The sequence below is a fragment of the Rhizobium zaerense genome (genome assembly GCF_051810725.1).
GTDB classification, from domain to species: Bacteria; Pseudomonadota; Alphaproteobacteria; order Rhizobiales; family Rhizobiaceae; genus Rhizobium; species Rhizobium leguminosarum_I.
On record NZ_CM132690.1, the window covers coordinates 4,495,380 to 4,509,985 of the forward strand.

At 61.1% G+C, this 14,606-nt stretch carries 16 protein-coding genes; 8 read left to right on the forward strand and 8 right to left on the reverse strand.

The features are described from left to right. The first annotated feature begins 70 nt into the window (after positions 1–70). Both groL and ACS4RR_RS22400 read left to right on the forward strand, forming a co-directional pair. Positions 71–1,714 carry a chaperonin GroEL gene (groL, locus tag ACS4RR_RS22395; RefSeq protein WP_017967179.1) on the forward strand — a complete coding sequence of 548 codons (1,644 nt, stop codon included), beginning with the start codon at positions 71–73 and terminating at the stop codon, positions 1,712–1,714. A gap of 721 nt (positions 1,715–2,435) precedes the next feature. Next, entirely contained in the window at positions 2,436–2,882 is a 447-nt protein-coding gene (locus tag ACS4RR_RS22400) for a hypothetical protein (RefSeq protein WP_260110192.1), read from the forward strand. 211 nt (positions 2,883–3,093) lie between these two features. Here ACS4RR_RS22400 and ACS4RR_RS22405 read toward each other — a convergent pair whose 3' ends face one another. After that, a complete protein-coding gene (locus ACS4RR_RS22405; RefSeq protein ID WP_170256209.1) occupies positions 3,094–3,804 on the reverse strand; it encodes a glutathione binding-like protein in 711 nt (236 codons plus the stop codon). 315 nt (positions 3,805–4,119) lie between these two features. Here ACS4RR_RS22405 and ACS4RR_RS22410 point away from each other — a divergent pair, with 315 nt between their 5' ends. Further along, complete coding sequence (locus tag ACS4RR_RS22410; RefSeq protein WP_033181702.1) at positions 4,120–4,536, forward strand: DoxX family protein; 417 nt, start codon at positions 4,120–4,122, stop codon at positions 4,534–4,536. Positions 4,537–4,615: 79 nt separating this feature from the next. On the opposite strand, the gene hisG is transcribed toward ACS4RR_RS22410, so the two are convergent. From hisG to hisS, 3 genes are all read right to left on the reverse strand, one after another. Continuing rightward, the gene (gene hisG, locus ACS4RR_RS22415; protein ID WP_260110191.1) at positions 4,616–5,311 is read right to left on the reverse strand and encodes an ATP phosphoribosyltransferase; all 696 of its coding nucleotides are present in this window, start codon (positions 5,309–5,311) and stop codon (positions 4,616–4,618) included. Further along, on the reverse strand, positions 5,308–6,429 hold the full coding sequence (locus tag ACS4RR_RS22420; RefSeq protein WP_260110190.1) for an ATP phosphoribosyltransferase regulatory subunit: 1,122 nt from the start codon (positions 6,427–6,429) through the stop codon (positions 5,308–5,310). The genes hisG and ACS4RR_RS22420 overlap by 4 nt, the downstream gene beginning before the upstream one ends. 180 nt (positions 6,430–6,609) lie before the next feature. Then, entirely contained in the window at positions 6,610–8,181 is a 1,572-nt protein-coding gene (hisS, locus tag ACS4RR_RS22425; RefSeq protein WP_260110189.1) for a histidine--tRNA ligase, read from the reverse strand. 130 nt (positions 8,182–8,311) lie between these two features. Between hisS and ACS4RR_RS22430 the strand changes: the two genes are divergently transcribed. The 3 genes from ACS4RR_RS22430 (at position 8,312) to copM (ending at position 9,931) form a co-directional block, all read left to right on the forward strand. Next, the gene (locus tag ACS4RR_RS22430) at positions 8,312–9,073 is read left to right on the forward strand and encodes a hypothetical protein (protein ID WP_456189417.1); all 762 of its coding nucleotides are present in this window, start codon (positions 8,312–8,314) and stop codon (positions 9,071–9,073) included. A gap of 57 nt (positions 9,074–9,130) precedes the next feature. Continuing rightward, positions 9,131–9,496, forward strand: a complete 366-nt coding sequence (locus ACS4RR_RS22435; protein ID WP_456189418.1) for a hypothetical protein — start codon at positions 9,131–9,133, stop codon at positions 9,494–9,496. Positions 9,497–9,571: 75 nt separating this feature from the next. Then, positions 9,572–9,931, forward strand: coding sequence for a CopM family metallochaperone (gene copM / locus ACS4RR_RS22440; RefSeq protein ID WP_260110186.1), 360 nt, complete (start codon positions 9,572–9,574; stop codon positions 9,929–9,931). A gap of 256 nt (positions 9,932–10,187) precedes the next feature. Here the strand turns inward: copM and ACS4RR_RS22445 are convergent, their stop codons facing one another. Together ACS4RR_RS22445 and ACS4RR_RS22450 are read right to left on the reverse strand one after the other, a co-directional pair. Further along, positions 10,188–11,237 carry an aldo/keto reductase gene (locus ACS4RR_RS22445; RefSeq protein WP_456189419.1) on the reverse strand — a complete coding sequence of 350 codons (1,050 nt, stop codon included), beginning with the start codon at positions 11,235–11,237 and terminating at the stop codon, positions 10,188–10,190. Positions 11,238–11,358: 121 nt separating this feature from the next. Next, positions 11,359–11,682 (reverse strand): hypothetical protein, encoded by a 324-nt coding sequence (locus ACS4RR_RS22450; protein ID WP_456189420.1) that lies wholly within the window; start codon positions 11,680–11,682, stop codon positions 11,359–11,361. A 56-nt stretch (positions 11,683–11,738) separates the two neighbouring features. Here ACS4RR_RS22450 and ACS4RR_RS22455 point away from each other — a divergent pair, with 56 nt between their 5' ends. Then, on the forward strand, positions 11,739–12,443 hold the full coding sequence (locus tag ACS4RR_RS22455) for an HAD family hydrolase (protein ID WP_260110184.1): 705 nt from the start codon (positions 11,739–11,741) through the stop codon (positions 12,441–12,443). 19 nt (positions 12,444–12,462) lie between these two features. Here ACS4RR_RS22455 and ACS4RR_RS22460 read toward each other — a convergent pair whose 3' ends face one another. Next, positions 12,463–12,969 (reverse strand): hypothetical protein, encoded by a 507-nt coding sequence (locus ACS4RR_RS22460; RefSeq protein ID WP_064249241.1) that lies wholly within the window; start codon positions 12,967–12,969, stop codon positions 12,463–12,465. Beyond that, a complete protein-coding gene (locus ACS4RR_RS22465; RefSeq protein WP_260110183.1) occupies positions 12,966–13,595 on the reverse strand; it encodes a DNA-3-methyladenine glycosylase I in 630 nt (209 codons plus the stop codon). Before ACS4RR_RS22465 ends, ACS4RR_RS22460 begins: the two co-directional genes overlap by 4 nt. 247 nt (positions 13,596–13,842) lie before the next feature. Between ACS4RR_RS22465 and ACS4RR_RS22470 the strand changes: the two genes are divergently transcribed. Beyond that, entirely contained in the window at positions 13,843–14,592 is a 750-nt protein-coding gene (locus tag ACS4RR_RS22470) for a L,D-transpeptidase (protein WP_222385738.1), read from the forward strand. Positions 14,593–14,606: the final 14 nt, after the last annotated feature.

The window sequence follows — 14,606 nt, forward strand, 5'->3', positions numbered from 1 at the left end:
GGCCGACCTGCTTTCCCGAAATGGCTGACGGGCGTTTTGCCCGAACAACTCGAATTCAGGAGTTACTAATATGGCATCTAAAGAAATCAAGTTTGGCCGCACCGCGCGCGAAAAGATGCTGCGCGGCGTCGACATTCTCGCCGATGCAGTGAAGGTCACGCTCGGCCCCAAGGGTCGTAACGTCATCATCGACAAGTCCTTCGGCGCTCCGCGCATCACCAAGGACGGCGTTTCGGTCGCCAAGGAAATCGAACTCGAAGACAAGTTCGAAAACATGGGCGCCCAGATGGTCCGCGAAGTTGCTTCGAAGACCAACGACATCGCCGGCGACGGCACCACGACGGCAACCGTTCTTGCCCAGGCGATCGTTCGCGAAGGCAACAAGGCCGTTGCAGCCGGCATGAACCCGATGGACCTGAAGCGCGGCATCGATCTTGCTGTTGCCGACGTCGTGAAGGATCTCCAGGCCAAGGCCAAGAAGATCTCGACCTCGGAAGAAGTTGCACAGGTCGGCACGATTTCGGCAAATGGCGACAAGCAGGTCGGTCTCGACATTGCTGAAGCCATGCAGAAGGTCGGCAACGAAGGCGTCATCACCGTCGAAGAAGCCAAGACCGCCGAAACCGAACTCGAAGTCGTCGAAGGCATGCAGTTCGACCGCGGCTACCTCAGCCCCTACTTCGTCACCAATCCGGAAAAGATGATCGCCGACCTCGAAGACGTCTTCATTCTCCTCCACGAGAAGAAGCTGTCGAACCTGCAGTCGATGCTGCCGGTTCTCGAAGCCGTCGTCCAGACCGGCAAGCCGCTCCTCATCGTCGCTGAAGACGTCGAAGGCGAAGCCCTCGCAACGCTCGTCGTCAACAAGCTGCGCGGCGGCCTCAAGATCGCTGCCGTCAAGGCGCCTGGCTTCGGCGACCGCCGCAAGGCCATGCTCGAAGACATCGCCATCCTGACGGGCGGTACGGTCATCTCCGAAGATCTCGGCATCAAGCTCGAATCCGTCACGCTCGACATGCTTGGCCGTGCCAAGAAGGTTTCGATCTCCAAGGAAAACACCACGATCGTCGACGGTTCGGGCGCCAAGTCCGACATCGAAGGCCGTGTTGCCCAGATCAAGGCCCAGATCGAGGAAACCACCTCCGACTACGACCGCGAGAAGCTGCAGGAGCGCCTTGCCAAGCTCGCCGGCGGCGTTGCCGTCATCCGCGTCGGCGGCTCGACCGAAGTCGAAGTGAAGGAAAAGAAGGACCGCATCGACGACGCGCTCAACGCGACCCGCGCTGCTGTTCAGGAAGGTATCGTCCCCGGCGGCGGTATCGCTCTGCTCCGCTCCTCCACGAAGATCACCGTCAAGGGTGTAAACGACGACCAGGAAGCCGGCATCAATATCGTTCGCCGCGCCCTGCAGTCGCTCGTTCGTCAGATCGCTGAAAACGCAGGCGACGAAGCCTCGATCGTTGTCGGCAAGGTCCTCGACAAGAACGAAGACAACTTCGGCTACAACGCCCAGACATCCGAATATGGCGACATGATCGCCATGGGTATCGTCGACCCGCTCAAGGTCGTTCGCACGGCGCTGCAGAACGCTGCTTCTGTTGCATCGCTGCTGATCACCACCGAAGCCATGATCGCCGAACTGCCGAAGAAAGAATCGGCTGGCGGCGGCATGCCGGGCGGCATGGGCGGCATGGGCGGAATGGACATGATGTGATAGGCCAACGGCCTTTCACAGCATCGTTCATGAATCCGCCCATCATTTAAGATGGTTCAGCGCGTCAAGCGCGCTGAACTGGCGGAATGGACATGATGTGATAGGCGAAAGCCATCACTGACTACCATTCCGGCATCCGGAATAGGAAGGGCGGCTCTCGGGTCGCCCTTTTCTTTTGCCCAAAGCGATTCGACGTGCGGCACACTGACTGGCATGGCCGACGAAACGTTTATCCGCCCCTCTGTTGCAACCCCAGGGGGCGAAACTTGCGCTAGGCTTGCGTTGCCCGCGCCTTTCTCAGTCTAGCGACATGCGAGAGATCACTGCGTTGCGGTACGATTTCCGACCTGACGCAGAGTGAAAACGTTTGCAACACTCTCAAAGATGATCTTCCTGTGCCAATTCTCGCGAAACAGGCCGAAGATGCAGGCATCCTAAGAAATGAGGCGATCCGAAGACCCCTTAAAAAGCCGTTGCCGTTTGTCCAAAAGCCCCTATAAATCCGCGCTGCACTTCAAACGCGCTCGGCGATAGACGAGGCCGGAGCGCGGAAAGCGATACGTTAACGTTCGGCTTCGAGGGCTCCGGTTACGGAGGCCAGATGGCCGTGGCAATAACCGCCGAAGGTAAGCGCGGGCATCATGCCCGCTGCTGCGTGATCCTGTTTCTTTGTGTTTGCCGAGCGTGCGGCCGAGGAGCCGCATCCGAACGGGGGAACGCCTTGTTTAACATCGCCAGAGCCAATGCAGCCGAACCGCTAACGCCCGGCTCGTTTGATGACGCCAATCAAAATCACGAGATGCTGGCACAGTTTTCCGTTTCCGAAGCCTGGACGGGCGATTTTTCGAGCGGCATGCTTCGTCTCGGCGAATGGAGCGCAATGATGCACGGCCTTGCCGCGCAGGAATGCGGACTCCTAAGCCTGATCCGCTGCTACGATGCCAAGGACCGCAGCCACATATTGGAGCTGTTCGAGCAGGCGGCAACGCTCTGCTCCTCCTTCTGTTTTTCGACGACAATCAACATGCCGAACGGCTTTCGCCAGCCGCTCTTCTGCATGGGCGAGTCCCACGGGCTAGAGCAGAAATACAGCGGCAGCATGGTCGGCGTCTTCGTCTTTCCGCGCTTCAAGCTGGAAGGCGCAAAGCAGATCTTAAGCTGGCGATAAGGGTGGAATGGCTGCCCCTCACCCTAACCCTCTCCGCACTCGCGGGGCGAGGGGACGTGCCCTGCGATAGGTAGGCGGGATACGGACAGCTTGCGGCATGGTCCCTTCGCCCCGTTTACCGGGGGTCGAAGGACGGGTCGAGACCCGTGGCTCGACCCCGGTGGCAGCAGCCGGATGAGGGGCCGGGATCGGCGATCTCTTGGGTCGTTCGTTACTCCGGCTTGGCCGGTATATTGAGGCCCCTGGCACTTGCCGGACGAGCGATGCAGCGCTCCAGCCAATCCGAGACGGCGGGGAATTTCGCATATTCGAGCACCTCGCGGCCGCCATAGAAGATGTCGGCGCCACGAACCCAGGTGAAGGTGGTGATGTCGGCGATCGTATAGAGATCGCCCATGATCCACTGGCGACCTTTCAGCCGGTCTTCGAGCACGCCGAGCAGGCGTTTGGATTCATCACGATAACGCTCCACCGGGTAGGAATTGTTGGCGACCTTGTCGGCGGCGAATTTATAAAAATGTCCAAACTGGCCGAACATCGGGCCGATGCCCGCCATCTGGAAAAACACCCACTGGATGGTTTCATAGCGGCCGGCGGCATCGGCAGGGATGAGCTTGCCGGTTTTTTCCGCGAGATAAAGCAGAATGGCGCCGGATTCGAAAAGGCCGATCGGTTTTCCGTCCGGCCCGTTCGGATCGATGATCGCCGGAATGCGGCCGTTGGGATTGAGAGATTCGAATTCCGCCGACTTCTGCTCGTTGGCGGCGAAGGAAACATAATGCGGCTCATAGGCGAGGCCGAGCTCTTCGAGGGCGACGGAAACCTTCACCCCGTTCGGCGTCTGCAGGGAATAGAGCTGGATGATATCGGGATTTTTCGCCGGCCAGCGCGTCGTGATCGGAAATGCGGAAAGATCTGCCATCGGATTCTCCATGTTATCAGCCGACCATAAAAGACCCGGCTTGGCAAAGGCAAGCGGGGGGCAGCCAATGCATGTCGCCCAAAAGTGCGCAGCGGTTTTGGGCCAACGACATGCATGACAACAAAAGATCTAAGCGCGTCGCATGAATGCAGTCGAACGCGACGCGCTTTGGAGATCGTTCCATATTAGTGAACGAAGTGTCCCCTTTCGTTTATCTTTCCACAACGCGAGAAAAGAGCGACATAGAGGCATCCGAGGTCGAAGCGGTGCCGGGGCACCAAGATCTCCAGAGTCCTTGAAACGGAGACAACGTCCATGTCGAACAACGTCATCATCCTGATTGCCCGTATCCTGCTTTCCTTCATGTTCATCCTTTCCGGCTTCATGAAGCTCACCGATCCTGCCGGTACTGCGGGCATGATCGCCGGTGCCGGCCTGCCGGCAGCATCCCTGCTGGCCTATGTCGCAGGCCTTTTCGAACTGCTGGCCGGCCTTGCGGTTCTCACAGGCTTCCAGGTCCGCATTGCCGGTTGGCTGCTCGCCGCCTTCTGTGTCTTCACGGGCATTGCCTTCCACCTGCCCTACGCAAGTGGCACGGAACTCGTGAACATTCTCAACCAGATCATGGTCATGAAGAATATCACGCTGGCCGGCGCGTACATACTGCTCGCCACCGTCGGTGCCGGCGCCTACTCGCTCGATGCCCGCCGCGGCGCTTACGCAGCTGCCTGACACCAGCAGACATCCTCCCAGAAGCAGAAAAACCCGCCGTCATCCGACGGCGGGTTTTCTTATGCCTTGGCGGCCGGGATCAGAGGGCCGCGCGCACTGCCTCAATGATTGCTTGCACGGCGGGTTCACCGGCGTGGTTTTCCTTGCGGGCACGCACGAGGCAGGCCTGCGAATGCAGGATGACACCGTCCTGGAGCACCTTCAGGTGATTGGCGCGCAGCGTCGAGCCGGTGGAGGTGATATCGACGATGATATCGGCCGAGCCTGCGGCGGGAGCGCCCTCGGTAGCGCCCAGGCTTTCGACGATGCGATAAAGCTGGATGCCGTGTTGGCTCGAAAAGAACTGCTGGGTCAGCCGCCAGTATTTGGTGGCGATGGCAAGGCGCCTGGAGTGGCGGGCGCGGAAATCGGCGGCGACATCGACGAGATCGGCCATGGTGTCGACATCGAACCAGATCTCCGGCACGGCGACGACGACATCGGCATGGCCGAAGCCGAGACGGGCACAGAATTCGACGCGTTTGTCGACCTCGGCAAAACCCTCCCGCATCAGATCCTCGCCGGTGACGCCGAAATCGACGGTGCCATTGCCGATTTCACGGGAGATTTCGGAGGCCGAGAGGAAGGCGATCTCCACATCGTCCCAGCCTTCGACGCGGCCGCGATAGGAGCGATCGTTGCCGACCGCAGAAATCGTCATGCCGGCGCGTTCGAAGATCGCCGAAGCGTCTTCCTTCATCCGGCCCTTGGAGGGAAGCGCGATGGTGATGGTCATGCGGCTGCCCTTTCGGTTTCGATGCGGTCGAGCCAGAAGGAGAAGCCGACGGCCGGAATACGGTCCGTCGCACCGAGGAAGGTCAGGAGCCGGTCGAAACGGCCGCCACCGGCCAGAACCGCGCTTGAACCTTCCACCGTCACCTCGAAGACGAGGCCGGTGTAATAATCGAGCGGCCGTCCGAAAGCGGCGCGGTAGTCGAGGCAGGAAAGATCGACACCGGCATTGAAAAGTGCTGCAACGCGGCCATTAAAGCGGGAAAGCGCGTTGCCGAGTTTCAGGCCGGCAGCATCGGCGAAACCGGAAAGGGCTGCGGAAGCATTGACCAGCGGCACGTCGAGGGACAGAAATTCTTCCAGCACGTGGAAGGCCGCATCGTCGAGGCGCGTTTCGGACAGGATGAGCTTTTCCTTGAGCCGTCGGGCGATCTCCAGGGCCGAGCGGCCGGCATTCGTCGAATAGCCGGTCTTCTGCATCTCCCGCTCGAGATGGGCGACCAGCGCCTGCTCGTCGCCTGACGCAACGAGCCTGGCGATATCGTCGTCCAGCCCGGTGACGAATTGCGGGCTGACGAGGCCGGCAAGCAGTGCTTCCAGTTGCGTCATACTGCCGAAGGCGTGGATCAGGCGCTTCTGCCAGCCGAGCGGCAGGCCGAGCGCCTGGACCACAGCCTCAAAGACTGCCTGGTCGCCCAATGTCACGGCTAAGCGCCGGCCCGGCAGCAGGCGGGCGAGAATGCCGGTGGCATCGCCAATGGCGCGAGCGTCGGCGTTTGACAGGTCGATATCGCCAAGATCCTCGATGCCGGCCTGATAGAATTCATTGGCGCCGTCGCGACGCTGGCGGAAAACCTCGCCGAGATAGGCATAACGCTTCGGCGTGCCGGTCGCCGTCTCGATGTGACGCAGACAGACTGGAATGGTGAATTCGGGACGCAGGCAGAGGCTGGCGCCGGTTTCGCTCTCCGTCATGAAGATGCGGCGACGCAGATCTTCGCCGGCAATATCAAGGAAAGGCTCGGCCGGCTGAATAACAGGCGTATCGATGCGCTCGGCGTTGCGCGCATCGAATTCGGCGATGAGGTCATTGGCGAATTCGGGGAGATTGATCAGGGGCATTGGCTGAACTTCCCTCTTCTCCCCAGCGGGGAGAAGATGCCCGACAGGGCAGATGAGGGGGATGAGGAGTGTAAACGACGAATGTCCTGAGCGGCAAGCGAAGGACAGCTTCTGCCGCGGTGCGCCCTCATCCGACCCTTCGGGCCACCTTCTCCCCGAGGGGAGAAGGGGAGATTTCTCTCAAACGTCGTCATCTGTGTCACCGGCTTGAGCGGGATCATATGGAGTTTCGAAGCCGGAGCCTGCCCTTTTCCGATCCTCGGCCTGCGCAGCAAGGATCTCCCTGACCTTCGCGACGAGGTCGGCTTCCGGCGCCGTCTCCTGTGCCACCCGCGCTTCGCGCCAGCTGGCATTGTCCTCGATCTCGCCGGAGAGCCGCTTGCCTTCGATCAGATCCTTGATCTGCACGACGCTTGTCGCGCGCTCATCGCCGCCCTGGATGATGGCGACGGGACAGCCGCGGCGATCGGCATATTTCAGCTGGTTGCCGAACTTCTTCCAGTTGCCCTGGAACATCTCGGCGCGGATGCCGGCGGCGCGCAGTTCCTGCGTCATCTTCTGGTAGCGGCCCATCGCCTCGACATCGCCGTCCATGACGGTCACCAGCACCGGCTCGATGACCTCGCTGGCGCCGAGCTTGCCGAGGTTCTTCAGCGCCGTCATCAGCCTGGAGACGCCGATCGAAAAGCCCGTCGCCGGAACCGGCTGGCCCATGAAGCGGGAGACGAGGCCGTCATAACGACCGCCGCCGCCGACCGAACCGAAGACGACTTTCTCGCCCTTTTCATTGGTGACGTCGAAGGTCAGTTCGGCCTCATAGACCGGGCCGGTATAATATTCGAGGCCGCGCACGACGGAGGGGTCGATCTTGATGCGGTCAGGGCCATAGCCGGCGCTGGTCACCAGCGCACCGATGAAATTCAGCTCCTCGACGCCTTCGCCACCCCTGGCGGTTCCCGCCACCAGCTCAGCGAGACGGAGAGCGCTTTCGGCATAGTCCGTGATGCCGACAAAGAACAGCACCTTGTCGATCTGCTCCTTATCGAGACCAGCGCCCTTGGTGAAGTCGCCGGATTCATCCTTGCGGCCGGGACCAAGCAGCAATGCCACGCCTTCCGGGCCGAACTTGTCGAGCTTGTCGATGGCCCGCAGCACGTTCAGCCGCGGGCCGGCCTTGTCGTCGCCGCCGAGGCCGATCGCCTCGAGCACGCCATCCAGGACTTTGCGGTTATTGACGCGGATGACATAATCGCCGCGCTTGATGCCGAGGGCTTCCAGCGTATCGGCCATCATCATGCACATTTCGGCATCGGCCTGAACACCAGGCGCGCCGACGGTATCGGCATCGAACTGCATGAACTGGCGGAAACGGCCCGGGCCCGGCTTCTCGTTGCGGAAGACGTAGCCGGCACGATAAGTGCGATAGGGCAGCTGGATCTCGTTGAAATTCTCGGCGACATGACGGGCGAGCGGCGCCGTTAGGTCGTAACGCAGCGACATCCATTGCTCGTCATCGTCCTGCAGCGAGAACACGCCCTCGTTCGGCCGGTCGCTGTCGGGCAGGAACTTGCCGAGCGCATCGGTATATTCGAATAGCGGCGTTTCGAGCGGATCGAAACCATAATGCTCATAGACTTCCCGGATCTTTGCCGTCATCTCGTTGACGGCGCGGATATCGCCGGCCGTCCGGTCGACGAAGCCGCGCGGCAGGCGGGCCTTGAGCTTTTGCGGTTTCTTCTGCTTGTCGTTCATTTCCGGGGATTCCACTGACTGTGACAGTGGCGGTTTCCTAGCGGATTGGGCGGGGAGCGGCAAGGGCGAAGGGTCTTGATGTGGCTGCGAGAATCGATTGAACGAAGAGAGTTCCATCAGAAATGCGGATATGCTCATGATCACCGAGGCGCTTCTCTATGCCGCGACCTGGCCGCTGACCGGCAAGCCGCATCGAAAGTTCATCCGCTATTCCGTCAATCTCTGGTCACGGGCCGGGCGCTGCGCGGCGGATTGGGCCGAACATGAGGAGATGAGCCGGAAGGTGATCCTGGCGGCAGCGGCCGACCTCAGGCAGAAGCGGACCGCCGTCGTCCTCGGCTCCGGCCTGTTGCGCGACGTGCCGATCGAAGCGCTGGCGCGGGATTTCGACACCGTCGTCCTGGTCGATCTCGTTCACCTCGCCTCGGTGCGCCTGTGGCTGTCGGCCAAGTTCTATCGCAATGTCCGGCTGATCGAGCGCGATCTCTCCGGCTATGATGAGCTTGCTACCGGTCGCGAACCCGAACCGCTCGGCTTCCTGCGCGGCGTGCCCTATCTCGATTTCGTGGTTTCCGCCAACCTCTTGTCGCAGATCGGTCGCGGCGTGAAACGGCGCCATGAGGCCGAGGCCGGGCGAATGCCTGAAGACACGGTGGAAAGGCTGATCGCGGCACATCTGTCCGGGCTTGCGGGACTTCCCTGCCGCAGCTGCCTGGTGACCGACATCGCCTATGCCGTCATCGACCGCAACGGCAAGACGCACGAAGAGGCCGACCTGCTGCATGGCGTCTTGCCGCCGCTGGCAAAAGCCGCCTGGACATGGCCCATCGCGCCACTCGGTGAAGAGAGCAAGGATTATAGGATCGAGCAAAGGGTCATGGCTGCTTGGTGACCGGGATGTGACCGCCGGTCGCCTTGGCCTTTATCAGGCATTCGCCTATAAAACGGCATGCGCATGCTTGCCCTCATCACGATGTTTCTCGGCTGGCTGGTCTACAGCGCTATGTCCGCATGGGCAGGCTGTCCGACATGTGCGTCGATGAATGCACCGGTTGCCGTCGAAACCGGCATGCACCACGAAATGCACGGCATGGCTACGTCCGAGGCGGTGAACAAGACCGATCCCTTGAAGGACCCCTGCGCCACCGGCAATTCCGCGCATATTCCGCTTTGCGCCGCCTGTCTTCTGCTGCCGCCGACGGTGATGGTCATGGATGGCGGAAAGCCCATTTTCGGCTACCCCGCCCCGGCGCCTGCCCGCGCCCTGGACGACGACAGGCCGGTACCGACGCCGCCCCCTCCCCGACTGTCCTGACACCACAGCAATCCATGCCAATCGGGTGGCCCAGCCGCCCGGCAAACCTATTGTCAGACAGAGGAAGGAACTCTCATGTCTTTGAAAATCGTCACCCTCACCGCAATGCTCACCATCGTCGCCGCTCCCGTCCTTGCCGAAGACAAGCCGATGGATATGAGCAAGCCGATGGGCAACCACGATGCGGCAAGCCACGCCTTCAGCGAGGCGAATGCCAAGATGCACAAGGATATGATGATCGAGTATAGCGGCGATGCCGATGCGGATTTCGTCCGCGGCATGATCCCACACTATCAGGGCGCGATCGATATGGCCAAGATCGAGTTGCAATATGGAAAAGATCCCGATATCCGCAAGCTCGCCGAAGCCGTCGTCAAGGCACAGGAAGCCGAGATCGCCGAGATGAACGCCTGGCTCAGGGTCCAGGGCAAGTAGTCGATCGTTGATGGAAAAGGGGAACGCCGGAAATGTCAGGCGTTCCCAGACTCTTTCGTCATGCTCGACCAGCCCCTCAACCGCCTGCCGGCACCTTCTCCCCGCACGCGGGGCGAAGGGGATATGCCGCGACCTCTCCGTTCCCCACCAACCTCTCGCAGGGCACGTCCCCTCGCCCCGTTTTTACGGGGAGAGGGTTAGGGTGAGGGGCAGCCATTCGCGCAAACCGGACAGCAGGGGCACAACGCCGGTAACGTCAGTCCTTCGACTCGAAATCGGCCGGGCGGCGGCCGGCGCCCTGTCGCGCCAGCATCCAGCCCGGATATTCCGGAGCAAGCGCGCTCACCTCGTCGAGCTTCGTCATATCGTCTTCATCGAGCTTCAGCTTGACGGCAGCAAGGTTCTGGTCGAGCTGGTCGACCCGCTTGGCGCCGATGATGACTGTGGTGACGAAGGGCTTGGCGAGGATATAGGCGAGCGCCACGGTGGCGACGCTGACGCCGTGTTTTTCGGCGACTTCGCGCATGACGGCGACACAGGCCCAGGCCTTGTCCTTGTCGACGGGCGGGAAATCGAAACTGGCGCGGCGGCCTTCACCATTGCCGGGCGCGCCGGGACCATACTTGCCGGAGAGCAGACCGCCGGCGAGCGGCGACCAGACCATCAGGCCGAGCTTTTCCTCCTGCATCATCGGCACGATGTCGCGCTCGAGATCGCGGCCGGCGATGGAGTAATAGGCCTGTACTGTCTCGAAGCGGGCAAAGCCGCGGCGTTCCGACAGGCCGAGCGCCTTGGAAATGCGCCAGGCCTGCCAGTTGGAGACGCCGATATAACGGACGAGACCACGGGAAACGAGGTCGTCCAGAGCGCGCAGCGTCTCCTCGATCGGCGTCACCGTATCAGTGGCGTGGATCTGATAGAGGTCGATATGGTCGGTCTGCAGCCGCTTGAGGCTCGCCTCGACCGAATCCATGATGTGGCCACGCGAGGCGCCGCGGTCGTTCGGCTTGTCACCCATGACGCCGTAGACCTTGGTAGCGATGACGACGTCCTTGCGCGGCACATCGAGGTTCTTCAGCGCCTGGCCGAGCAGCCTTTCGGACTCGCCGGATGAATAGACGTCGGCGGTGTCGATGAAATTGACGCCTGATGCAAGCGAGCGCCCGACGATCCGGTCGGCGGCGTTCTGGTCGACGTCGGCGATGGCGCCCCAGGTGCTGCCCTGTTTGGCTTCGCCGAAGGTCATCGTGCCCAGGCAGATTTCCGAGACGAAAAGTCCCGTATTTCCGAGTTGATTGTAACGCATCGTGGAAAAATTCCTTTGTGTCTGCCGCAAGAGGGGCTTGCGAACTCAAGAACTTCATTTTTTGATTATTGGCCTGCATATGACAGGCACAGCCGTGGCTGGCTGCAAGGTGAGGCGATTTTCATGTAGTGCGGCGGCGGCGCTTTTCAACGCCGCGCATGTCGCAATTCAAAGTGTTACAGCGTCCTTTGCGCGTCTGAAAAGACGCGCGGCGCTGTAACGGCGAACGTCCTTTTCTCGACCAGGCGGCCGATAGATTGCCGGCGATATTTCCAGAACAGGATGATTTAGGTCGGGTCGGCCTAAAATCTGAATCCTGTTCTAAGTTAAAAAGTGAGAGCATGATGTCGCCCGAAAACCGCTCATACTTTTCGGCATCGTGCCCTAAAGCGCGGCGCGGTCTTTCAGATTCGCTCTCGCGCTTTAGGTCCTTGTTTTTACGCATGTCGTTATCGCAAAACCGCGGCACAGTTTTGCGCGACATGCTCTAGAGGTACGCATATGACGACGCGACCACTGACCACGATCGGTTTCGATGCCGACGATACACTCTGGCAGAACGAACAATATTACCGGCTGACGGAAGCGCATTTCACCAGGCTTCTTGCCGATTTCGCCGAAGGACCGAAGATTTCCGAACGGCTGCTGGAGGCCGAGAAACGCAACCTTCGCCACTACGGCTTCGGCATCAAGGGCTTCACGCTGTCGATGATCGAGACCGCGATCGAAATCACCGAGGGCAAGGTCCCGGCGAGCGTGATCGCCAAGATCCTCGATACCGGCCGGGATCTTCTCAACCATCCGGTCGAGACCCTGCCGCATGTGCGCGATACGCTGGAGGCGCTTGCCGGCAAGTACCTGCTTGTCATGATCACCAAGGGCGATCTCTTCGATCAGGAGCGCAAGCTCGCTCAATCCGGGCTCGGCGACTTCTTCGATGCCGTTGAGATCGTCTCCGACAAGACGGCCGTCACCTATCGTCGCATCTTCGCCAAGGTCGGCGACGGGCCGGAACGGGCGATGATGGTCGGCAATTCGCTGAAATCGGACATCGTGCCGGCACTCGCCGCCGGCAGCTACGGCGTCTTCGTGCCACACGAACTGACCTGGGTGCTGGAACATGTCGACGAACCGACGGAAGCGCCACGTTTCCGCAAGATCGGCCATCTCGGCGAGTTGCGCGAGCTGATCGACCGGCTCGGCTAGGCCGGGCGCACTCTCTGCCTCATTGCGGCTTCGGCGGGGCCTTCGGGAACAGCGACGGGCGTTCCGGCTCGGCCGGCGGTTTCGGCTGCTGCGGGGCAGCCGCCAGCGGCTCGATCAGGATGCTGAAGGGAGCGCCGAGGCCGCGCCGAGGCGAGACCTTGGAATAATAAGGACGCAGCAGCCACGTGGCGTTTTCCTTGACTGTCGTCTCGAAGCTCATGCCGTCTTCGTCGGTGCCGAAGAAGGCCTCGTCATCCGGTTTCGACAGGTCAAAGATCGCCAGGAAGGCAAATTTGCTCTTGCTGGAAAAACTGATCTTCATGTGCTGGCCGGCGCGCACCGGCAGCGTATAGACATGGCCATTGCCGAACTTCGTCCAGCCCTTCAACTGCATGGTGACGGCCGGAAACTGCAGCTTCTCCAGCTTCTCTCCGGGATCGAGCTGCGGCGTCTGCGCCATGGCGGAGACCGTCAGGAGGAAAAGGGCGGCGGCGGCGATCAATGTTCTCACGGAGTGATCTTTCATGGGCGAACCAGGGCGGTGCGCATCGCCTCGACCTCGGGCCGGCAGAAGCAGCCTTCCAGATGATCGTTGACGAGACCCATCGCCTGCATGAAAGCATAAACTGTGGTCGGGCCGACAAAGGTCCAGCCGCGTTTCTTCAGATCCTTCGAAATCAGCACGGATGTCGGCGTGGTCGGATTGGCGACGATGTGATCACGATCGACCACTGCCGGCCGCTCGTCATGGCCGGGTTCGTAGCGCCAGAAATAATGGGCGAGCGAGCCGAATTCGTCCCTGAGTTCTATTGCACGCTTGGCATTGTTGATGGTCGATACGATCTTGCCGCGATGACGGATGATGCCGGCATCGGCAAGGCAGCGTGCGACATCGCCTTCCCTGAAGAGGGCGACCTTCTCGAAATCGAAACCTGAAAAGGCAGCGCGGAAATTCTCGCGCTTGCGCAGGATGGTCAGCCAGGAAAGGCCGGACTGGAAACCTTCGAGGCAGATCTTCTCGAAGAGACGGACGTCGTCGGTGACGGGGCGGCCCCATTCCTCGTCATGATACCTGAGATAGTCGGGCAGATTGGCGTGCCAGTGGCAGCGGCTCCTGCCGTCCTCGCCGATGATGATGCCTGTCGCGCTCATGATCCTTCATTCCGCGGGGGTCCGCTTCTTTCTCCGGTCTTGATTCCGGCTTTACCATTTGCAAACCGTCTTTCCAAACCGAACGGTAACCCTGACGAAAAGTTTATCCGATCGGTCGGCTTTTCATGAATCGATCTTTACCATTCGCTGGCGGATTAGGTGGCAGCGTCTTCCCGGGCGGAACATCTCCGCCCGGGCGGACATGTCCCGCCAGCGCATTTTCGGTCATTTGTAGAGAGTTCGTCCGATGATGAAACAGCTTGTTCTTGCCGCAGCCCTCTTCGGCATCTTCTCCACGGCCGCCCTTGCAGACGACCGCTACGCCACCCGTCCGCCCGTCGTGCTCAGCCCCGATCTGACCGCGCCCTGGATCAACCAGCTGGGCGGCGGCACGGTTCGTCCCGTCGTCTACCAGCGGCCGGTCGTCCAGCCGCAGCAGCGCGGCCTTTTCCAGCGTCGCGTGCTGCGCCAGGCGCCGCAGGTGTCACCGCAGACCGTTTCGGCGATCAATCCTGGCATCCCGTCGATCCGCCATCCGATCGAGCCGCAATACCTGCCACAGATGGTTGACTACGACACCACGGAAAAGCCCGGCACGATCGTCATCGATACCAACAACCGCTTCCTCTATCTGGTGATGCAAGGCGGCAAGGCGCGCCGCTACGGCGTCGGCGTCGGCAAGCCTGGCTTCGAATGGGCCGGCGCCCACAAGATCAGCCGCAAGACCGAATGGCCGGACTGGACGCCGCCTTCCGAGATGATCAGCCGCGAGGCCGCCAAGGGTCATTACCTGCCGGCGCGCATGGATGGCGGCGCGGAGAACCCGCTCGGCGCGCGCGCCATGTATCTCGGCTCGACGCTTTACCGCATCCACGGCACCAATGCGCCCTGGTCGATCGGCAGCGCCGTCTCTTCCGGATGCATTCGCCTGCGCAACGAAGACGTCGTCGACCTCTACGACCGCGTCAGTGTGGGAACCCGCGTCATCGTCATGTAAAGGTGGGCCAATAC

Bases quoted from the DNA above. Each gene is read 5' to 3' on its own strand.
- groL (WP_017967179.1), top strand. From the start codon at position 71: ATGGCATCTAAAGAAATCAAGTTTGGCCGCACCGCGCGCGAAAAGATG.
- ACS4RR_RS22405 (WP_170256209.1), bottom strand. From the start codon at position 3,804: ATGGCAGATCTTTCCGCATTTCCGATCACGACGCGCTGGCCGGCGAAA.
- ACS4RR_RS22410 (WP_033181702.1), top strand. From the start codon at position 4,120: ATGTCGAACAACGTCATCATCCTGATTGCCCGTATCCTGCTTTCCTTC.
- hisG (WP_260110191.1), bottom strand. From the start codon at position 5,311: ATGACCATCACCATCGCGCTTCCCTCCAAGGGCCGGATGAAGGAAGAC.
- ACS4RR_RS22420 (WP_260110190.1), bottom strand. From the start codon at position 6,429: ATGCCCCTGATCAATCTCCCCGAATTCGCCAATGACCTCATCGCCGAA.
- hisS (WP_260110189.1), bottom strand. From the start codon at position 8,181: ATGAACGACAAGCAGAAGAAACCGCAAAAGCTCAAGGCCCGCCTGCCG.
- ACS4RR_RS22430 (WP_456189417.1), top strand. From the start codon at position 8,312: ATGCTCATGATCACCGAGGCGCTTCTCTATGCCGCGACCTGGCCGCTG.
- ACS4RR_RS22435 (WP_456189418.1), top strand. From the start codon at position 9,131: ATGCGCATGCTTGCCCTCATCACGATGTTTCTCGGCTGGCTGGTCTAC.
- copM (WP_260110186.1), top strand. From the start codon at position 9,572: ATGTCTTTGAAAATCGTCACCCTCACCGCAATGCTCACCATCGTCGCC.
- ACS4RR_RS22445 (WP_456189419.1), bottom strand. From the start codon at position 11,237: ATGCGTTACAATCAACTCGGAAATACGGGACTTTTCGTCTCGGAAATC.
- ACS4RR_RS22450 (WP_456189420.1), bottom strand. From the start codon at position 11,682: ATGCGTAAAAACAAGGACCTAAAGCGCGAGAGCGAATCTGAAAGACCG.
- ACS4RR_RS22455 (WP_260110184.1), top strand. From the start codon at position 11,739: ATGACGACGCGACCACTGACCACGATCGGTTTCGATGCCGACGATACA.
- ACS4RR_RS22460 (WP_064249241.1), bottom strand. From the start codon at position 12,969: ATGAAAGATCACTCCGTGAGAACATTGATCGCCGCCGCCGCCCTTTTC.
- ACS4RR_RS22465 (WP_260110183.1), bottom strand. From the start codon at position 13,595: ATGAGCGCGACAGGCATCATCATCGGCGAGGACGGCAGGAGCCGCTGC.
- ACS4RR_RS22470 (WP_222385738.1), top strand. From the start codon at position 13,843: ATGATGAAACAGCTTGTTCTTGCCGCAGCCCTCTTCGGCATCTTCTCC.